This is a genomic window from Pseudomonas rhizophila, assembly GCF_003033885.1.
GTDB classification, from domain to species: domain Bacteria; phylum Pseudomonadota; class Gammaproteobacteria; order Pseudomonadales; family Pseudomonadaceae; genus Aquipseudomonas; species Aquipseudomonas rhizophila.
This window is the reverse complement of record NZ_CP024081.1, coordinates 2,793,827-2,811,900: the sequence shown is the minus strand read 5'-3', so window position 1 is coordinate 2,811,900 and position 18,074 is coordinate 2,793,827. Positions and strand designations below refer to the sequence as shown.

The 18,074-nt window shown below is 59.2% G+C and carries 13 protein-coding genes; 4 read left to right on the top strand and 9 right to left on the bottom strand.

What is annotated here, in order from left to right:
• Positions 1-64: 64 nt before the first annotated feature.
• Entirely contained in the window at positions 65-2,524 is a 2,460-nt protein-coding gene (locus CRX69_RS13245) for an EAL domain-containing protein (RefSeq protein WP_047226416.1), read from the bottom strand.
• 301 nt (positions 2,525-2,825) lie between these two features.
• On the opposite strand from CRX69_RS13245, the gene CRX69_RS13240 reads away from it, so the two are divergent.
• Both CRX69_RS13240 and CRX69_RS13235 read left to right on the top strand, forming a co-directional pair.
• A complete protein-coding gene (locus CRX69_RS13240) occupies positions 2,826-4,016 on the top strand; it encodes a hypothetical protein (RefSeq protein ID WP_107322142.1) in 1,191 nt (396 codons plus the stop codon).
• Positions 4,001-7,489 (top strand): deaminase domain-containing protein, encoded by a 3,489-nt coding sequence (locus tag CRX69_RS13235; RefSeq protein ID WP_107322141.1) that lies wholly within the window; start codon positions 4,001-4,003, stop codon positions 7,487-7,489. The genes CRX69_RS13240 and CRX69_RS13235 overlap by 16 nt, the downstream gene beginning before the upstream one ends.
• Before the next feature lie 10 nt (positions 7,490-7,499).
• Here CRX69_RS13235 and CRX69_RS13230 read toward each other — a convergent pair whose 3' ends face one another.
• From CRX69_RS13230 to CRX69_RS13210, 5 genes are all read right to left on the bottom strand, one after another.
• Positions 7,500-9,317 carry an ABC transporter ATP-binding protein gene (locus tag CRX69_RS13230; protein ID WP_107322140.1) on the bottom strand — a complete coding sequence of 606 codons (1,818 nt, stop codon included), beginning with the start codon at positions 9,315-9,317 and terminating at the stop codon, positions 7,500-7,502.
• Positions 9,310-9,912, bottom strand: a complete 603-nt coding sequence (locus CRX69_RS13225; protein WP_171061403.1) for a DsbA family protein — start codon at positions 9,910-9,912, stop codon at positions 9,310-9,312. Before CRX69_RS13225 ends, CRX69_RS13230 begins: the two co-directional genes overlap by 8 nt.
• Positions 9,913-9,948: 36 nt before the next feature.
• The gene (trhO, locus tag CRX69_RS13220) at positions 9,949-10,890 is read right to left on the bottom strand and encodes an oxygen-dependent tRNA uridine(34) hydroxylase TrhO (protein ID WP_092397619.1); all 942 of its coding nucleotides are present in this window, start codon (positions 10,888-10,890) and stop codon (positions 9,949-9,951) included.
• 150 nt (positions 10,891-11,040) lie between these two features.
• The gene (locus CRX69_RS13215) at positions 11,041-11,340 is read right to left on the bottom strand and encodes a BolA family protein (RefSeq protein ID WP_047226295.1); all 300 of its coding nucleotides are present in this window, start codon (positions 11,338-11,340) and stop codon (positions 11,041-11,043) included.
• Positions 11,341-11,352: 12 nt separating this feature from the next.
• The gene (locus tag CRX69_RS13210; protein ID WP_047226294.1) at positions 11,353-11,871 is read right to left on the bottom strand and encodes a DUF2059 domain-containing protein; all 519 of its coding nucleotides are present in this window, start codon (positions 11,869-11,871) and stop codon (positions 11,353-11,355) included.
• Between the two features lie 190 nt (positions 11,872-12,061).
• Here CRX69_RS13210 and CRX69_RS13205 point away from each other — a divergent pair, with 190 nt between their 5' ends.
• A complete protein-coding gene (locus tag CRX69_RS13205) occupies positions 12,062-13,456 on the top strand; it encodes a class II fumarate hydratase (RefSeq protein ID WP_076385794.1) in 1,395 nt (464 codons plus the stop codon).
• Positions 13,457-13,621: 165 nt separating this feature from the next.
• Here CRX69_RS13205 and CRX69_RS13195 read toward each other — a convergent pair whose 3' ends face one another.
• Entirely contained in the window at positions 13,622-14,584 is a 963-nt protein-coding gene (locus tag CRX69_RS13195) for a DMT family transporter (protein WP_047226292.1), read from the bottom strand.
• Positions 14,585-14,771: 187 nt separating this feature from the next.
• Between CRX69_RS13195 and CRX69_RS13190 the strand changes: the two genes are divergently transcribed.
• Positions 14,772-14,969: a DUF6316 family protein gene (locus CRX69_RS13190; RefSeq protein WP_047226415.1), complete on the top strand. Its 198-nt coding sequence runs from the start codon at positions 14,772-14,774 to the stop codon at positions 14,967-14,969.
• A gap of 184 nt (positions 14,970-15,153) precedes the next feature.
• On the opposite strand, the gene CRX69_RS13185 is transcribed toward CRX69_RS13190, so the two are convergent.
• The gene (locus tag CRX69_RS13185; protein WP_107322139.1) at positions 15,154-16,338 is read right to left on the bottom strand and encodes a thiolase family protein; all 1,185 of its coding nucleotides are present in this window, start codon (positions 16,336-16,338) and stop codon (positions 15,154-15,156) included.
• 106 nt (positions 16,339-16,444) lie between these two features.
• On the bottom strand, positions 16,445-17,965 hold the full coding sequence (gene pap, locus CRX69_RS13180; protein ID WP_047226290.1) for a polyphosphate:AMP phosphotransferase: 1,521 nt from the start codon (positions 17,963-17,965) through the stop codon (positions 16,445-16,447).
• Between the last annotated feature and the right edge of the window lie 109 nt (positions 17,966-18,074).

Here is an 18,074-nt window from a genome sequence, read left to right as displayed (position 1 = left end):
GTTGAATGTGTCGATCACTGTCGGGCTCCTTTTGATTGTGATTTTTTCCGGATCAACAAGAGGTTCAGCGGAACGTGCCGGGGGCCTTGAATAACAGCGGCTGCGGCCGGGCCGGCCTGCATTGCAACGTATCACAGGTAAACAACTGCGGGCGTTCAATCACATACCCTTGAGCGTAGTCCACCCCAATCTCCAGCAACGCCTGCTCGATCTGGGTAGTTTCAACAAACTCGGCAATCGTGCGCTTACCCATGACGTGGCCGATGTGATTGATCACCTCGACCATTGCACGGTTAATCGGGTCGTCCAGCATATCCTTTACGAAACTCCCGTCGATCTTCAGGAAGTCTACAGGTAAATGTTTCAGGTAAGCGAATGAAGACATTCCGGCACAAAAGTCATCGAGCGAAAAGTAACAACCCAAGCTCTTGAGTTCATTGATAAAGCGGATGGCGCTGCCCAAATTCGAAATAGCACTGGTCTCGGTTATTTCAAAACAAATCATTTCTGGTGGAATCGAGTAGGCCGCGAACTGTTTACGCAGGAAATCAAGGAATGCCTGATCTCCGATAGTTGTGCCTGACAGATTAATCGCACACATGGCCATCGGTCCCTGTCGCGAATCGTTCAGGCACTGGCGGATGATCTTGAAGACGTTTTCCACCACCCAGCGATCCAGGGAAGTCATCAAACCATAGCGTTCTGCCGCGGGAATGAAACTGTCCGGCAGAATCATCCTTCCGGCTTCATCATGCAGGCGCAACAGGATCTCGATATGCCCGCCGCCATGGTCGCCCGGACCCAGCGCGGCGATTTCCTGGGCATAAAGACAGAAGCGATTCTCCTCCAGGGCCATGTGCAAGCGCTGGACCCAAGCCATCTCGCCAAAGCGCAGGGACAGCTCCGAGTCGTCGGCGTGATAGACCTGGACGCGGTTGCGGCCCTTTTCCTTGGCCATGTAACAGGCCATATCGGCGGCACGCAGGGACGCCTCCAGCGTCGTCGGGCTTTGAGCGATATGCACCAGACCGATGCTCACGGTGGTCACGAATGGCCGGCCCTTCCAGACAAAATGCAGGTTCTGTACGGTCTGGCGCAGCCCTTCGGCGATCTTTTCCGCGGCCTCCGGCGAGCAGTTCTCCAGCAAGATACCGAACTCATCGCCCCCCAGTCGGGCCAGGGTGTCGTTTTCCCGCAGCCCCGATTGCAACAGTGCGCATATATGCCGCAACAGTTCGTCACCCGCCGCATGGCCACAGGTGTCATTGACCAGCTTGAATTGGTCCAGGTCGAGGAACATCAATGCATGGCGCCCCACCTGGCGCGTCAGATTGTGCAGGGCTTGCTCAAGGCGATATTCAAATTCCCGGCGATTGGCCAGGCCGGTCAGCGCATCATGGGTGGCTTGCCACGACAGGTTGGCGATGTATTGGCGTTCCTGGGTCATGTCGTGCAACACCAGCACCGCTCCGCTGACCTTGCCGGCATGGCGGATCGGCGCACCTACGAGCGTGACGGACACAGTGCTGCCATCCAGGCGCTGGATCAGTTTGGAATGCTCGCTGCCGCCACCGAGCCGGCCGCTGAGAATATGTTCGATCAGGGTCAGGCCTTCACTCTGGGCGTTGTCATCGAGCAAATTGAACAGGGCGGCCAGAGGCAGTCCCGTGGCGTGCTCGGCCTTCCAGTGAGTCATCGCTTCGGCGGCGGGATTCATGTAGGCAATTGCCCCTTCCACATCGGTGGTGATCACGCCGTCGCCAATGGACTGCAAGGTGATCTGCGCCCGCTCCTTTTCCAGTTGCAGGGCATTGGCGAAGACCTGCCGCTGGGCCAGCAGTTTATGCGTGCGCAACAGCGCCAGCACGATCAACCCCAGTGCGGTGGCGAAGTTGGTCACCAGCAACAGGCGCAGGATGAAGCGCGACCCCTCCCCCAGCGCATCGCTGAAAGCTTTGGCTGCCGGGGTGACGGAATCGTTGATGGCAAAGATTTTCGCCTTCCAGCCGCGAATATCTGCCTCAGAAGCCTGACCTGCGGTAATCCGGCTGTGCATCTGGCGGGCGACGTCATCCAGTTCAATCAGGTAGCCGTCGCCCACCGTCCAGAGATCGATAGCCTCTTCCAGGTAACTGAAGTGTCGAAAATTCAGGTAGAGCCAGATCAGACTGGACACGTCGTCCGGGTGGTTGCCGCCCTTGAGGATTCCCGCCCGTGCAGCCTCCAGATCCGGCGGCTGACGGTCCAGGGCCACCCGCAGCTCATGCCCACCCTCAGGTACGGCGATGGCCCGCTGGTACTTTTGAAAGATTGTTTCGTCGCGACTGTCGGCATAAAGATTGAGGTAGTAAATGGCGTCTTTCTGACCCTTGGACCAAAGGCTTTCTCCCGCCACGTAGCCGCGCACCGCAGACAACACGTAAAGACTGACACCCCCCAACAATGCCTGAAACAGGACGACGGCGATAAAAGGCCAGACGATGCCCAACAACCGGGGGGTTCCGAGAGTCCGCGCTTGAGTCATGAGATCCCTTGCATAGGCGTAGGCGATCAGCATTCAGACCGCTCATTCCCGCAAGACTAGGAGGCGTAGCAGCTCCCCGCAAGAGGCCGGACACTATTTGACACCCCATGCCCCTGGATGCCTGAGACAACAGCGGTGATAAAACCCTGGTAATTGCCAAACGCCGTTACAACTTTCCTGCACCCCATACATATCTACCACCCCGGGTTTGCCTGGACTGTTTTGATACGGAACTTCTCTAGACCTTGCACTTTATCGAGGCGCGTAGAGAAACGTTCGTTAATCACCAGGAAACCTCCATATGCAATCTACCGCCGCCCCCGGCCTTTCAACGAGTCTGAGCCCGACACCCTCTTATGCCGAGAAACATCAGGGTTTGCTGGGCGATTACGAGGCCATGCTATCGCTCGTTCGAAACCATCAGATACCGCTACAGACGTTGGCCGACAGCCTGCTCAAGCCCAGGCTTTGTTCACCCATGGCGTTGGAAAATGAAACCGGACAACGAGCACTGCACACGCTCATCCAGGATAAAAACTATCAGGCGCTGTGCAAAACGCTAAGCGCCCCTCATTACCACTTGATCGTCACTTTAAAAGACGGCAAAGCCCTCTACGAGACACTGTCAAGGAACAGAGAAACCACCATTCGGGTTCCACTGAACAACGACCCCTCTTGGAACGGGCTGCCTGCAAAGATTGAAAAAACTGCTCGACTATTGGGCGGGCAAATTCGTTTCGACGGCCAAGTAACATTTGCACGAATGACCTGGTTTTACGGTATTACCCCATGCAATCGGCAAAACACCGAGCAACGCAACGCCACGATGAATGCGCTGGAAGAGAAACGCGCTCACCACACGCTGGGACTTGGACATGGAATAAACATCGACGCCCTGAGCTCCCACACTGAGAACCTGATCACTGACACAGTGCGTCAATTCCTGCCTACGCCGCACACCCCATTGCTGGCCTACCTCGGCGCTTCGGATATCGACACATTGACGACGACGCAAATCCGGGCGAAGCCTTCGGCGTATCTGGAGGCTATTCTGCAATCGACGAACGCCCGGCAGCTGGCAACCAGGTTATTGCAAGTGCTGGGATGGTTTGGCGGCAGACCCGGTGAGGACACGGCTGCAGGGATATGCACCAAGCTGCTCGCCCACGCCATTCGTCTTTGGCTTGAAAACGGGCAAAACGAGAGCCCGGACAGTATCGCCGGTTACCCGTGGCAACGTTCGTCCAACTGGGGGAAAAGCTATGGGCAGATTCGGGCCGAGTTCGAGGCGCATCTGCTGTCTTCAAAACGCGCCGCGTCAGTGAACGAATCCATTCTGCTCGCGCGTCTTTATCAACCCTTGTTCCCGCCGCACTTCCAGATTCACGATATACCGTCGCAACTGCCTTACCGAAGCTCCACCGTCTGGGTAAATTTTGCTCATGGTGTGGGTCTGCTGACGCGATCGACCCGACGTTGCTGCAAAGACTGAGTTTCCAGCAACTGGTCGACTTCCCTGGCCAATACGCCAGTGAAGCCACGGCTGATGACCTGAAACTGGTCACCCTGACCAGATTGAAACCCATGCTGGAATGGGCCGTGACAAACGGCCTGGTTGCCCATAAGGCCGACGGGCACTACACCCTGCAGGACATACAGACTGCTGCAGAAAAGCTCGACTTCACCATCGATAGCATGACCCGGGCGGTCAACTGGCTGGATAGCCGCCCCCCCGAGAGGCTGAACATCGCCCGGCTTAAAATGGCGAAGCTCTTCGCAGACGGCCGGTTCGTGACGGATGGCAGGAAGCTGGTGAAGGAGGCCAGCACTTATGCCGCCCCCGTGACTCGGCTCAGCGGCCCCATCGCAAGACTCGCCCCCCAAACCTACACATTCACGGATGTGTATGCAGCCGGCCAACTCACTGAGCATAAATGGTTCGTCACCCGGCCCGATGGAAAAGTCATCACCGATGTCTGGTTCAAGATCGACCACGATACGACCCTAAAGACTAACTTTGCCGCGCCCGGCTTTAGCGCTATTGCCCAGCAGGACAGGAAGCTCCCCGATATCGAGCAAACGTTCAAAACCCATTTCGACATCTACCTCAGCTTCATCAGAAGTTCCTATCGCACGTTGATCACCCACCTGCTCGCATCCCTACCCCTGGCTGATCGCCAAGCCCTGGAGTACGGCGTGACAAAGGTCTACACCCTCAGAAAAGAAACCACGGGCATTGAAGCAAACAATGAATCCGAAGATAAGACGCTGCCCCTGCGCGCGCGTAATGGCTTCATCCTGGAAACGACGAGCCAGCGCAAAACCTCGTACTACGAACTGCTCCCGCGGGCTGGGGTGATCCGCCCACGACCGGATATTCAGCCACACCATATTGGCGCAGAGCGCAAAATCGAAAAGTGGAGAATCAGCCGCGGCTCGGCAGTGAGTGTGGATGTTCTTCGCCATAAAACCCTTCCGTTCGATTGGGATGCCCACGTAAAAGGCACCCTCCCCGGCGCTCACAAAGAATGCCAAGCCATCCTGGACCCACTTGGCGGCACGTTCGGCGAATCGAACAATAGCGACGCCAACCACACCCTACCGCGGACATTGGAGTCGAAAGTCACCCTGGACCTGGCCCGGTACATTTGCGAGAAGCTGCTTTTCGTTGACGAAAAACAGCTCTACGACAGTTGTTATGGCGAAACCGAATTCGACCGTCAAAAGGCCAGGCGTGAAAAAAACCTGGAAATCCTCAAAATGTTTGTGCCCTTCTGGGGCAGTATCGAAGACTTGGCTTCGGGGGACCGTGATCGCCTGGTGAGTGGAGCCTTTGGCCTGTTCACAGATTTTGTTGCATTCGCCCGGCCCATGGGCAAGTTTGCGTCAGGCTCGCTGAAGTTGGTCAGCGCCGCGGGCAAGTTGAGCATTGGCAAAGCACTGCCTGCCTTTGCAACGCTGACAGGTAGTTTGCTCAACGCCACCCTGAACCCGCTCGACGGCATTGCGTCCTTGCTACGGGCAGGCAGCCAGAGCGTGTACAGGTTCAGTAAAAAGGGCTATCTGAGTCTCAAGACGTTGTCCGGGCGCGCCGGCCAATACGATTTCGTCCAAGGCATGGCCCAAGCCACGGACCCGGGCCGCTGGCGTCCACTGACAATGAATGACCAGTTGAGCACTGTGCGCGGAGCTGACGATGTTCCTGTGCGCAACACCACAGCCACAGGCAGCGCCGATTACCGTTTGATTGACCCTTTATCGTCCAGGCCTTACGGCCCTGGGCTGGGTGCTGACGTGTCACCGGGCCGCTCCCACTTCAACACACGGGCGCAAACCGACACCGAGACCCTCGTTGAGTTACCGGAAAATGCCCGGGTACTAGAAGTGCTTGAAGCCGATGGCAGCCGCCTCTTCTATGTGGATGGCGTGCCCTATCGTTTGAAGGCCGGAACCCTGCGTCGCATCAGCCACCGGGATGACAATCCACCCTTCAGGAAACTGGCGTGCCGTGTTCGTCGTGCGCCGGATGAGGCGTGCAAAACCAGGTATGTAGTGCAAGACAAACCTGCCGAGCGCCCACCCGCGGGCGAGTTCAGCACTGAGTTAAGCTGGGCGCCCTGGTTTGGTGACGCAACGTTCTATCCCTCCACGCCCAAGCATCCCAACGATCGCGCCCTGCTCGCCTTCGAAGGGAAAATCTATGAACTCAAGGACGGCAAGCTCAACACCTACAAAGGCAAACCGCAATGGATCGGTCTCTCCAGCAGAGTCCCCATCCCCAGAGAAACCATTACGGCGACCCTGGAATTTCAAACCGGTCTGTACGGTGGCATCAAAGTAACCGGTTCGGCAGAAAAAATTGACGATATCCATCAAACCGGCGCGCTCATCATTCCCTCGATCGATGAGCAGTTCACGTACATATTCACCCGCTTGAACACGGATGATTATTACATGACCAGATTGCTCTCCACTGAGAGTGTCGAGGCTGCTCTGAGCCTGAAAAGGCTTGGCCCAAGCGACCTGACGCCCGGCTCTTTGGGAGAAGAGCTGCAACGGGTTTATATCGGTTCGTTGAACGCCAACAACGCCGCGCGAATCTACGGCAGAGACCAGGTCGAACGGGCACTGGACAAGATCGATGAAATTTCGATACCCATTGGCGCACCGAGCCATCCACCCTCCAATATGAAGTGGTTGAAAGTCAGTACCTACCCCGCCGAGGCGGTGTTATTCGATCGTCGCACCAGGATGATTGTCTCTGATTTGCCTAACGGAGCAGCCGTGTGGCAACCCACCACACAAGCGCCCGAAGCCATACAAAAATCAACCGCAAGCATCTTCAACGCGCTTTTTACATCGCCGTCCATTGCCGGCCCGTCTCAATCCACCACCCGAGCGGTGACCATCAATGACGCCATGCGAGAACTGCAAAAAACCCTTCCGACCAAAAATCAAAAGAACATAGCTTTTGCCCACGTCATCACGGCATCCGGAAACAACGAAATATATGTCAGTGTTTCCGGAATCGAGGACTACACCCAGCACCTGCCGCTGTTCAAATCCCACAGTGGCTATACGCAAGTCAACGTCAAAGAGGCCACTTACTTCAATGTTGATGGCATCAGGAACGCGATTGACCCTGCCTCCCTCACTCTGAGCGCCGATGGAAAATTGCTCGCTATCCCTCATCTGATGGATGCTCCGGGCACCTCGGACAGGCTCAGTCGAGTGACCTCTGCGGACAGTGAAAGCAAACTGATTGCCTACATCAGCGAAAAGTATCCAAACCCTGAAGACATCAAGTCGATCACGCTTGCCACCACCCTGCCTCCTTGCGAATCCTGCGCGATTGTCATGAAGGAGTTCGGTCATGAGCGCGGAGCCGCTGCGTTGAACGTCATCTGGGGACAGCGCCGTAAGCGTCCGGCAACTGAAATGAGCTCTTCAACCGAATCCGATTGATCCCTGGCGATCAATGCTGCTGCAGATGCCCGTAGAGCTTGGCGTATAAACCACCGTCCGCAATCAGTTGCTGATGGTCGCCATCCTCGGCGATTTGTCCGCCGTCGAACACCAGCACCCGGTCGGCCTGCTTCACGGCCGACAACCGGTGCGCGATGATCAAGGTGGTACGGTTGCTCAAGAACCGCGCCAGCGCCTGGTGCAGGTTGTACTCGGTGGCGGCGTCCAGCGCCGACGTCGCCTCGTCGAGGATCACCACCTTGGGCTCGGCCAGCACCATCCGGGCAATGGCCAGGCGCTGGCGCTGGCCGCCGGACAGACGCACGCCGGAACGGCCGACGATGCTGTCCAGACCGTTGGGCAAACTTATGATCGTCTGGTGCAGTTGGGCGATTTCCAGTGCCTGCCAGCAGGCCTCGTCCGTGCGCTCGCGGCCCATGGTCAGGTTGGCCCGTACCGTGTCGTTGAACAGCGCGGGATGCTGCAGGACCACGGCAACATTGTCGCGCACGGTTTCCAGGCCGATTTCCTGCTGAGTCGAACCGCCGAAACGGATAGTCCCGGCCAGCGGCGTGTACAGCCCCAACAGCAACTGGACCAAGGTACTTTTGCCACCCCCGCTGGCCCCGACAATCGCGACTTTCTCACCGGGGGCAATCGACAGGTTCATCTGGTTCAGCACCAGTTCGTCGCCGTAGCCGAAACTCAGCCCCTGAACTTCGATACCCACGGTGGCACGCCCCTGGAACGGGTTAACACTGCCGGTGTATTGCGGTTCGTCGGCACGGGCCAACAACTCGTTGATCCGCGACAATGCGCCCCCGGCGGCATAAAACGCGTACTGCAGATTGAGCAGTTGCTCCACCGGTCCGATCATGAACCACAGGTAGCTGAACACCGCCAGCATCTGGCCGATGGAGAGGTCGGAGAACAGTACGGTGAGCATCGCCGCTGCGCGGAAAATATCGATACCAAACTGAAACAGCAAACCGCTGGCGCGGTTCGAGGCATCGGTTTTCCACTGTGAACTCACTGCGTAATCACGGACCTCCCTGGCCCGTGTCCCCAATCGACCCAGGAAATAACCCTGGCGGTTACCGGCACGCACCTCCTGGATGGCATCCAGGGTTTCGGTCAGGGCCTGGGTGAAGCGCGAGGTGCTGTCATTCTCCAGCTTCTTGAGGTGCTTGACCCGTTTGCCCAACTGGACCGTGGCGTAGATCACCAACGGGTTGAACAACAGGATCAGCAGCGCCAGTTGCCAGTGCATCCACACCAGAATGCCGGCAGTGCCCACCAGTGTCAGCATCGCCACCAGGAAACGACTGAGGGTTTCGCCGACGAATTTATCAAGCGTGTCCAGGTCGGTGACCAGGTGTGTGGTCACGGTACCGCTGCCCAGGCTTTCGTACTCGCCCAGGGAAATACGTTTGAGCCGTTCGATCAATCGGACGCGAATGCGATAGACGATGTCCTTGGCCAGCCTGGCGAACAATCGCGCCTGCAGCACGTTGAACAGCAAAGCGCCGCATCGCAGGACCAGGGTCACCACCAGCATCAGGCCAATATAACCGGCCGCGCTTTGCCAGCCGCTGGGCAACGCATGGTTCATGACCTTCAATGCCGCGTCGCCCTGGCCCAGCAGCACTTCGTCCACTAAAAGCGGCAGCAGCAGCGGGATCGGTACGCTGCACAGCGTCGCCAGCACGGCCACGCCGTTGGCGATCCACAGGGCTTTCTTGTGTTTAAGGGCCAGACGGCGGATTTCTGCCCAGCTCAAGCGGTCGACGCGCTGCCCAGGGGATACGTCATCCGCCCGGTCAGGCACAGGCCGCGCGCTCCAGCCAGCGGCCCAACAGCGGAGACAACTGGCTCAGGGGCTGGTAGCCGTTGGTAAGCAAGGCCAATTGACCGTCACGCTCGGCCAGCAGCGTAGGAAAACCCGCGATGCCAAGATCCTGCACCCAGGTGAAATCCGCGGCAGTGGCCGCATGTTGCTCGGCGCGGTCAAAGGCTGCGGCGAACTCGATGCGTGGCAGTCCAGCCTGTTCGGCCAGTTCCACCAGGACGCTGGCGTGGGTCACATCACGACCCTCGACATAAAACGCCTGCTGGATCAGCTTCAACAGTTTCCAGGCCAGGTCCGGCGCCAGGCCACGGGCCGTCACCAGTGCCCGGCAGGCCGGTTCGGTGTCATAGACAAAACCGTCCGGCAGCGCCCCTTCAAGCTTGAACGTCTGGCCGGTGGCCTGGGTGACGGCCTGCCAATGCTCGAGGATGTAGCGTCGGGTGGTCGGCTCCAGGGCCGAACCGCTGCCGGTGCGCAAACCGCCCACCACCAGGTGCAGTTCTACCCCGGCGGCCTGCGCCTGCTCGACCAGTGCCTCGGCAACCGGCGCAAAACCCCAGCACCAGGAACACATCGGGTCCATCACATAGAGCAGGCGTGGCGCCATGGTTCAAGCCTCGGAAGGTGATTGCTTATAGTTGTAGCCGATCGGATGCGGCATGTTGCGGGCCTTGGCCAGTTCGATCTGCTTTTGCCGGTCGATGGCGCTGCGCCGGGTCTTCTCGCTCAGCTTGTCCCAGCAATGCGGGCAACTGATGCCTGGCACGTAGTGCTCCGAAGCACGGTCCTCTACGCTCACCGGTGTACGACAGGCATGACACTGATCGTAGTCGCCTTCGCTAAGGTCATGGCGAACGGTCACGCGGTTATCGAACACGAAGCAGTCGCCGCGCCATTTGGTTTCTTCCTGAGGCACCTCTTCAAGGTACTTCAGGATGCCGCCCTTGAGGTGATAGACCTCGTCGAAACCCTGGCCGAGCATGTAGCTGGAAGCTTTTTCGCAGCGAATGCCACCGGTGCAGAACATCGCGACTTTCTTGTGCCTGGCCGGGTCGAAGTTGGCTTTGATGTACTCGGGGAACTCGCGAAAGCTGGTGGTCTTGGGGTCGATCGCGCCTTCAAAGGTGCCGATGGACACTTCGTAGTCGTTGCGCGTGTCGATCAGCAAGACTTCCGGATCGCTGATCAGTGCGTTCCAGTCCTGCGGTTCGACATAAGTGCCAACCTGTTTGTTGGGATCCACGCCTTCGACGCCGAGGGTGACGATTTCCTTCTTGAGCTTGACCTTGGTGCGATAGAACGGCTGCTCATCGCAGTACGACTCCTTGTGGTCGATGTCGATCATGCGCGGGTCGTTCTTGAGCCAGGCCAGCAATCCGTCGATGCCTTCGCGAGTGCCGGAAACGGTGCCGTTGATGCCTTCTTCGGCGATCAGCAGCGTGCCTTTGATGCCGTTGTCGAGCATGGCCTTGAGCAATGGCTCACGCAGCTCGACGTAATCTTCAAGGGTGACGAACTTATACAGTGCCGCCACGACAATGGATGGTGTCATGGGTATTTCTCCAGGTGGCTACCCTCGCAAAGGGTGAACCGGATGCGAAAAAAAACGCGCCCCGTGAGGCGCGTTGCGGATTCTAACAAAAAACAGAGGGGTTGCAGGAGTGCAGCGACAACAGCTACAACAGCAGTCATTCTCTGCAGATCAGTGCTTGCTGCCACCGGCACAAGTCGGCGAAGCCGGAGCTGTATCGATCTGCGCCCATTCCTCGGGGGTATAGGTGTGCAGCGCCAACGCATGGAACTCACCCATCAGCTCGCCCAGCGTGCCGTAGACCTTCTGATGACGCTTGACGCGATTGAGCCCCTCGAACTGGTGGCTGACCACCACGGCCTTGAAGTGGGTCTGTAACCCACGGCTGTGCATGTGGCTTTCATCCAGCACTTGCAGGTGTTCGGGCTGCAACAGCCCGAGCGTCGATTCGATGCGTTGTTGCATGCTCATACCGGGCTCCGCTTACGGCTTTTTCTTGGCAGGGGCGGCTTTGGGCTCAAGCTCGGCGGTCATGTCCGCCAGCAGCTTGTTGACCACCGGCACCGCGCTTTCCAGCTTGGCCTGGGTCAACTGGGCCGATTGCTGGGTCAGCTGGGGCATTTTTTCCAGGACTTTCTTACCCAGGGGCGAACGGTAGAAGGACACCAGTTCCTTGAGTTCCGGCTCGCTGAAGTTGGAGGTGTAAAGCTTGACCATGTCCGGCTTGAGCTTCTTCCAGCCGATGGCCTGATCCAGCGCGGCGTTGGCCTTGGCCTGGTAGGTTTCGAGGGTGGCTTTTTTCGACTCGGGAGCCTTGGTCTGTTCAAAGCGCTGGGCAAACATCTGCTGCACTTGCATGTACACCGGGGTACCCAGTTTGTCGGCGTGCGCCAGGGTCAGGAACTCTTCGGCACTGGCGTTGTGGCTGGCGGTATCGGCAAAAACAGGACTGCTGGCACACACCAGAGCAACTGCGGTACAGATGGCACGAAGACGGGTCATCGAGTTTCCTTTTCTACAGGCGAGGTAAAACCCCAAGGGCGATCATTCTGCGCCTAATAAACGCCGGCCCTCAACCCCATTGCTCTGCGCGTCCGATTGACGGGCCGAAACGATCGAAAAATGATTGAGGGAACCCGTGTCGCCCTTCAGGGCCTAAACTGTGCATTCAGACCTACAGGAGTTTGACCCGATGAGCCGTATCGAAACCGACAGCCTTGGCCAGGTTGAAGTCCCGGATGAAGCCTACTGGGGCGCCCAGACGCAGCGCTCCCTGATCAACTTTGCCATTGGCAACGAACGCATGCCGCTGTCGGTGCTGCACGCCCTGGCGCTGATCAAGAAAGCCGCCGCGCGGGTCAATGACCGCAATGGCGACTTGCCTGCCGACATCGCGCGCCTGATCGAACAGGCCGCCGACGAAGTCCTGGCCGGCCAGCATGACGACCAATTCCCCCTGGTGGTCTGGCAGACCGGCAGCGGAACCCAAAGCAACATGAACGTCAACGAAGTGATCGCCGGGCGCGCCAACGAGCTGGCGGGCAATCCCCGCGGCGGCAAGAGCCCGGTGCACCCGAACGATCACGTCAACCGCTCCCAGAGCTCCAACGACTGCTTCCCCACCGCCATGCACATCGCCGCCATCCAGGCGGTCCATCAGCAATTGCTGCCGGCGATCGCCGAGTTGTCCGGCGCACTGGCGGAATTGGCGGCGCGCCACATGAAACTGGTCAAGACCGGCCGCACCCACATGATGGATGCCACGCCGATCACCTTCGGCCAAGAGTTGTCAGCCTTCATCGCTCAACTCGATTACGCCGAACGGGCGATCCGTGCGGCACTGCCGGCGGTTTGCGAACTTGCCCAGGGCGGCACGGCAGTGGGCACCGGGCTCAACTCGCCCCACGGCTTCGGCGAGGCGATCGCCGCTGAACTGGCGGCGCTGTCCGGCCTGCCCTTCGTCACCGCGCCAAACAAGTTCGCGGCGTTGGCCGGCCATGAGCCCCTGACCACGTTGTCCGGCGCGCTGAAAACCCTGGCCGTGACCCTGATGAAGATTGCCAATGACCTGCGCCTGCTGGGTTCCGGGCCACGGGCCGGGTTCGCCGAAGTGAAGTTGCCAGCCAATGAACCGGGCAGCTCCATCATGCCCGGCAAGGTCAACCCCACCCAGTGTGAGGCCTTGTCGATGCTGGCCTGCCAGGTCATGGGCAACGACGTGACCATCGGTTTCGCCGCCAGCCAGGGTCATTTGCAATTGAACGTGTTCAAGCCGGTGATCATTCACAACCTGTTGCAGTCGATCCGTCTGCTGGCCGATGGCTGCAGCAATTTCCAGCAGCACTGCATCGCCGGGCTCGAACCGGATGCCGAGCAGATGGCGGCGCATCTGGAACGTGGCTTGATGCTGGTCACCGCCCTGAACACACACATCGGCTATGACAAATCCGCCGAAATCGCCAAGAAAGCCTACGGCGAAGGGCTGACCCTGCGCGAAGCGGCCTTGCAGTTGGGGTATCTGACCGACGAAGAGTTCGATGCCTGGGTGCGGCCGGAGAATATGCTGGAGGCCGGAAGCCAGGGCTGAGATGTGTGCTTGGTTGGACGCAAAGCGTGCGCTCAACACAACCCACCTGTGGGAGCGAGCCTGCTCGCGATGAGGCCGGTCGGCTCGACATCATTATCGACGACCAGACCGCTATCGCGAGCAGGCTCGCTCCCACAAAAAAGCGGTTCTTCTTGCAGTCGCGGTCTATCGCCCGACAGCCAGTCGCTCACGCCGGGCCCTGAGCCCGGCAATCAGCGACGGCCCCAGGGCAACCAATGCCGATCCCAACACCACCAGCACCGCCCCGCCATACCCCAACAGATTGATCTGCTCGGCATGCACGTAGTCAGGCCACCACCAGGCTGCCAACGCCACCGCAGCGAAGGTCACCAACGGCGTGATCGCCAGGGTCGCGCTGACCCGCGACGCCTCCCAGTGAGCCAGGGCCTCGGCAAAGGCGCCGTAGGCAATCAGGGTATTGAGGCAGCAAGCAAGCAGTAGCCAGCCTTGCAGCGGACTCAGTTGCAGCGCCTCCAGCGGATGCACCCAGGGCGTGAGCAGCAGTGCGCAGAACAGGTAGATCACCATCATCACCTGCAACGAATTCCACACCGTCAGCAGTTGCTTCTGGCCCAGGGCATAGAAGGTCCAGACCGTCGACGCCAGCAACACCATCAAGACCCCGGCAGTGTAGTCGCTCAGGGACGTCAGCAGCTCGCCAAGGCGCTGGTTGAAAAACAGCGTGAAGCCGATCAACAACACCAGCAGGCCGATGCCCTGTCCCACGCTGAAACGCTCCTTGAACACAAACAGGCTGGCCACCAGCAACATGATCGGCCCCATCTGCACCACCAGTTGCGCGGTGCCGGGGCTCAAGCGATTGAGGCCCATCAGGTACAGCACGTAGTTGCCGACCAGCCCCAACACCGCCATCGCCACCAGCCAGCCGCCCCGGGGGCCCAACACCTTGCGACTGGGCAAACGGCCAGTGGCCGTCAGGTAGATGAACAGCAAGCCACCGGACACCAGCAAGCGAAACCAGGTCACGGTGACCGGATCCATCACCTGCAGCACTTGCTTGAGCTTGATCGGCAGGATGCCCCACAGCAGGGCGGTCAGCAGGGCAAGGAACAGGCCGTAGACCCAGCGACCGGACGATATGTGCATGCAACCCTCGCAGCTCAAGACAAAGAGCTCCCATTCTAGGCGCGGATCGCTCCAGGACACAGGGACAGTTAGGCCGTGGACGTCCATGGGACTGTACGGGTCGTTGCCGTCGATCGCCTGGCCAGGCGCAAATCAAGGACTGCGCATAAGCTCAAATGACATTGCCCCGCTGCCTTTGGAGACCGCCATGTTTGGCAAACGCGCCCAGGATCCCGCCCCTACGACGATTTTTCGCAGCGACCGGATCTGCCGGGTAAACGGCGAGTTTTATTTCAATACCCGAGAAGGCACGCAGGAAGGCCCGTTCGCCAGCCGCGAGGCGGCAGAACGGGAGATAAAAGCGTATATCGCGCGGATGCAGCAACTGACCCAGGTTGCCAGCTAGCGCAGCTGACGCAGCCCCCCTTGTGGCGAGGGGATTTATCCCCGCTGGGCTGCAAAGCAGCCCCAAAGCAAACCACTCTGTCAGCCTGATATACCTCGGTTGTAGATTTTAGGGTTGCTGCGCAACCCAGCGGGGATAAATCCCCTCGCCACAAGTAATCATCTCGCTAACTGTCAGCGCCCGGTTATCTCACCGCCTCAAACAACCCCGTCGCCCCCATCCCGCCGCCCACGCACATGGTCACGATGCCGTAGCGCAGGCTGCGCCGTTGCAGTTCGCGCACCAGATGGCCGACCTGGCGCGAACCGGTCATGCCGAACGGGTGGCCAATGGAAATCGAACCGCCGTTGACGTTGTACTTCTCGTTATCGATTTCCAGCCGGTTACGACTGTAGAGACACTGGGATGCGAAGGCTTCGTTGAGTTCCCACAAGTCGATATCATCGATATGCAAGTCCTTGGACTTGAGCAGTTTGGGCACCGAAAACACCGGACCGATGCCCATTTCGTCCGGCGCGCAACCGGCCACGGTAAAGCCACGGAAAAACGCCTTGGGCGTGAGCCCCAGGGCCAGGGCTTTTTCCAGACTCATCACCAGGGTCATCGAAGCCCCGTCGGACAACTGTGACGAGTTGCCTGCTGTCACTGAGCCGTCTTCGGCGAACACCGGCTTCAAGCCCGCCAGACTTTCATAGGTGGTGTCGGGGCGGTTGCAATCGTCGCGATCAACCACGCCGTCGAGAATCTGCACCGCACCGGTGTTCTTGTCCTCGACCTTGTACTTGACCGCCATCGGCACGATCTCGTCGTCGAACAGCCCGGCCGCCTGGGCCTGGGCAGTGCGCTGCTGGCTCTGTAAGGCGTAGCGGTCCTGTTCTTCACGGCTGACCTGATAACGGCGGGCGACGATCTCGGCGGTCTGGCCCATGGGGAAATAAATCCCCGGCACTTGCTCCTTGAGCAGCGGGTTGATCAGGTGATCGGTATTGACGCTTTTCATTGTCAGGCTGATGGATTCCACGCCACCGGCAACAATGATCTCGCTGCAACCGGAGGCGATCTGGTTGGCGGCGATGGCGATGGCTTGCAGGCCCGAGGAGCAGAAGCGGTTGAGGGTCATGCCGGCGGTGCCGATGCCCAGTTGCGAAAGCACCGCCACGTTACGGCCGATGTTATAGCCCTGGGCGCCCTCGTTCGAACCGGCGCCGACGATACAGTCCTCGACGCTGGCCGGATCGATCCCGTTGCGTGCCAACAATGCATCGACACAATGGGCCGCCATGTCGTCCGGACGGGTCATGTTGAACTTGCCGCGAAAAGACTTGGCCAGGCCGGTCCGCACGCTGTCGACGATCACCACTTCACGCATGGCTGTACCTCAATTGTTATTGTCGGTTAGGAGTCAATTGAGCATAGATCCACTGCATAACCGACCGCGACGATCATTCACCCCGCGTATGCGTTCCCATCGGCCACTATTTGCCCTTGCTCGCCTTGCGAGCCTGCTTTGCTGAGCGCTCGAAGGCCTCCTCCAGCGCTTCATTAAGCGTGCGCAACACCTTGACCCGCGCCCAGCGCTTGTCGTTGGCCTCCACCAGGGTCCAGGGAGAAATCTCGGTGCTGGTGCGGTCAACCATGTCGCACACCGCCGCCCGGTAGGCATCCCATTTGTCACGGTTGCGCCAGTCGTCCTCGGTGATCTTGAAGCGCTTGAAAGGAATTTCCTCGCGTTCCTGGAAGCGCTCCAGTTGAGTCTCCTTGTCGATGGCCAGCCAGAACTTGACGACCACGACTCCGGCGTCGGCAATCTGCTCCTCGAAATCGTTGATCTCGCCGTAGGCCCGCAGCCAGTCGGCCTTGCTGCAAAAACCTTCGACCCGCTCCACCAGCACCCGGCCGTACCAGGAGCGATCGAACACGGTGAACTTGCCCCGCGCCGGGATATGCCGCCAGAACCGCCACATGTAGGGATGGGCGCGCTCTTCCTCGGTGGGTGCGGCAATCGGTACGATGCTGTACTGGCGCGGGTCGAGCGCTGCCGCGACCCGCCGGATCGCCCCACCCTTGCCCGCCGCATCATTGCCCTCGAACACCGCCACCAGGGCATGGCGGCGCATGCGTTTATCGCGCAACAGGCCGGAAAAACGCGCCTGCTCGGCGATCAGTTGTTCTTCGTAATCGGCCTTGTCCAGACGCAGGGTCATGTCCAGGCTGTCCAGCAGCGTGACCTGGTCGTCCAGCGGCGGCAGTGGCGCCACATTGACCTTTTCCGCTTTGATCCTCGAGCGGTGCAAGGCCTGGCGCATCCCGTCAAGCAGGATCCGTCCGACCGTAAGGCTTCGATAATAACTGTCCATGCCTTCGATCACATGCCACGGGGCGTAGTCTCGACTGGTGCGGCGCAGGACCCGCTCACCGTATTTGACGAACTTGTCGTAGGTCTGGGACTGCTGCCAGTCCAGCGGGCTGATGCGCCAGCTGTGCAGCGGGTCGTCCTTGAGCCCCTTGAGCCGGGCTTTCATCTGTTTCTTGGACAGGTGGAACCAGAACTTGAAGATCAGCGCGCCTTCATCGCAGAGCATTTTCTCCAACCGTTCAGCGCCATTGATGGCCTGATCGAGCCGTGGGTCCTTGATCTGGCCATGAACGCGCCCCTGCAGCATCTGGCTGTACCAGTTGCCAAAGAAAATCCCCATGCGTCCCTTGGCCGGCAGCATCCGCCAATAACGCCAGGCCGGTGGCCGCGCCAGCTCCTCGTCGGTCTGCTGATCGAAGGTACGCACTTCGATCAGCCGCGGGTCCATCCACTCATTGAGCAATTTCACCGTTTCGCCCTTGCCGGCGCCTTCGATGCCGTTGATCAGCACGATGACCGGAAAACGGCTCTGCTGGTGTAGCTCGTACTGGGCTTCGAGCAACGCTTCACGCAGTGCCGGCACTTCGGCGTCATAGGTGTCTTTATCGACGGCGTGACCGATTTCAGCGGATTCGAACATGGACAGCTCCTTCCAGGGAATGGGGCAAGACTAGCGGATTGGACGCGGGCCGGTGCAGCAGATTCCATCCAGACGAACGCTGTATTGCGATGGGTCAAGCAAGCCCATA

Excerpts from the sequence above, each read along its gene's own strand:
- CRX69_RS13245 (WP_047226416.1), bottom strand. The coding sequence starts at position 2,524 with ATGACTCAAGCGCGGACTCTCGGAACCCCCCGGTTGTTGGGCATCGTC.
- CRX69_RS13240 (WP_107322142.1), top strand. The coding sequence starts at position 2,826 with ATGCAATCTACCGCCGCCCCCGGCCTTTCAACGAGTCTGAGCCCGACA.
- CRX69_RS13225 (WP_171061403.1), bottom strand. The coding sequence starts at position 9,912 with ATGTGTTCCTGGTGCTGGGGTTTTGCGCCGGTTGCCGAGGCACTGGTC.
- trhO (WP_092397619.1), bottom strand. The coding sequence starts at position 10,890 with ATGACACCATCCATTGTCGTGGCGGCACTGTATAAGTTCGTCACCCTT.
- CRX69_RS13215 (WP_047226295.1), bottom strand. The coding sequence starts at position 11,340 with ATGAGCATGCAACAACGCATCGAATCGACGCTCGGGCTGTTGCAGCCC.
- CRX69_RS13210 (WP_047226294.1), bottom strand. The coding sequence starts at position 11,871 with ATGACCCGTCTTCGTGCCATCTGTACCGCAGTTGCTCTGGTGTGTGCC.
- CRX69_RS13205 (WP_076385794.1), top strand. The coding sequence starts at position 12,062 with ATGAGCCGTATCGAAACCGACAGCCTTGGCCAGGTTGAAGTCCCGGAT.
- CRX69_RS13195 (WP_047226292.1), bottom strand. The coding sequence starts at position 14,584 with ATGCACATATCGTCCGGTCGCTGGGTCTACGGCCTGTTCCTTGCCCTG.
- CRX69_RS13190 (WP_047226415.1), top strand. The coding sequence starts at position 14,772 with ATGTTTGGCAAACGCGCCCAGGATCCCGCCCCTACGACGATTTTTCGC.
- CRX69_RS13185 (WP_107322139.1), bottom strand. The coding sequence starts at position 16,338 with ATGCGTGAAGTGGTGATCGTCGACAGCGTGCGGACCGGCCTGGCCAAG.
- pap (WP_047226290.1), bottom strand. The coding sequence starts at position 17,965 with ATGTTCGAATCCGCTGAAATCGGTCACGCCGTCGATAAAGACACCTAT.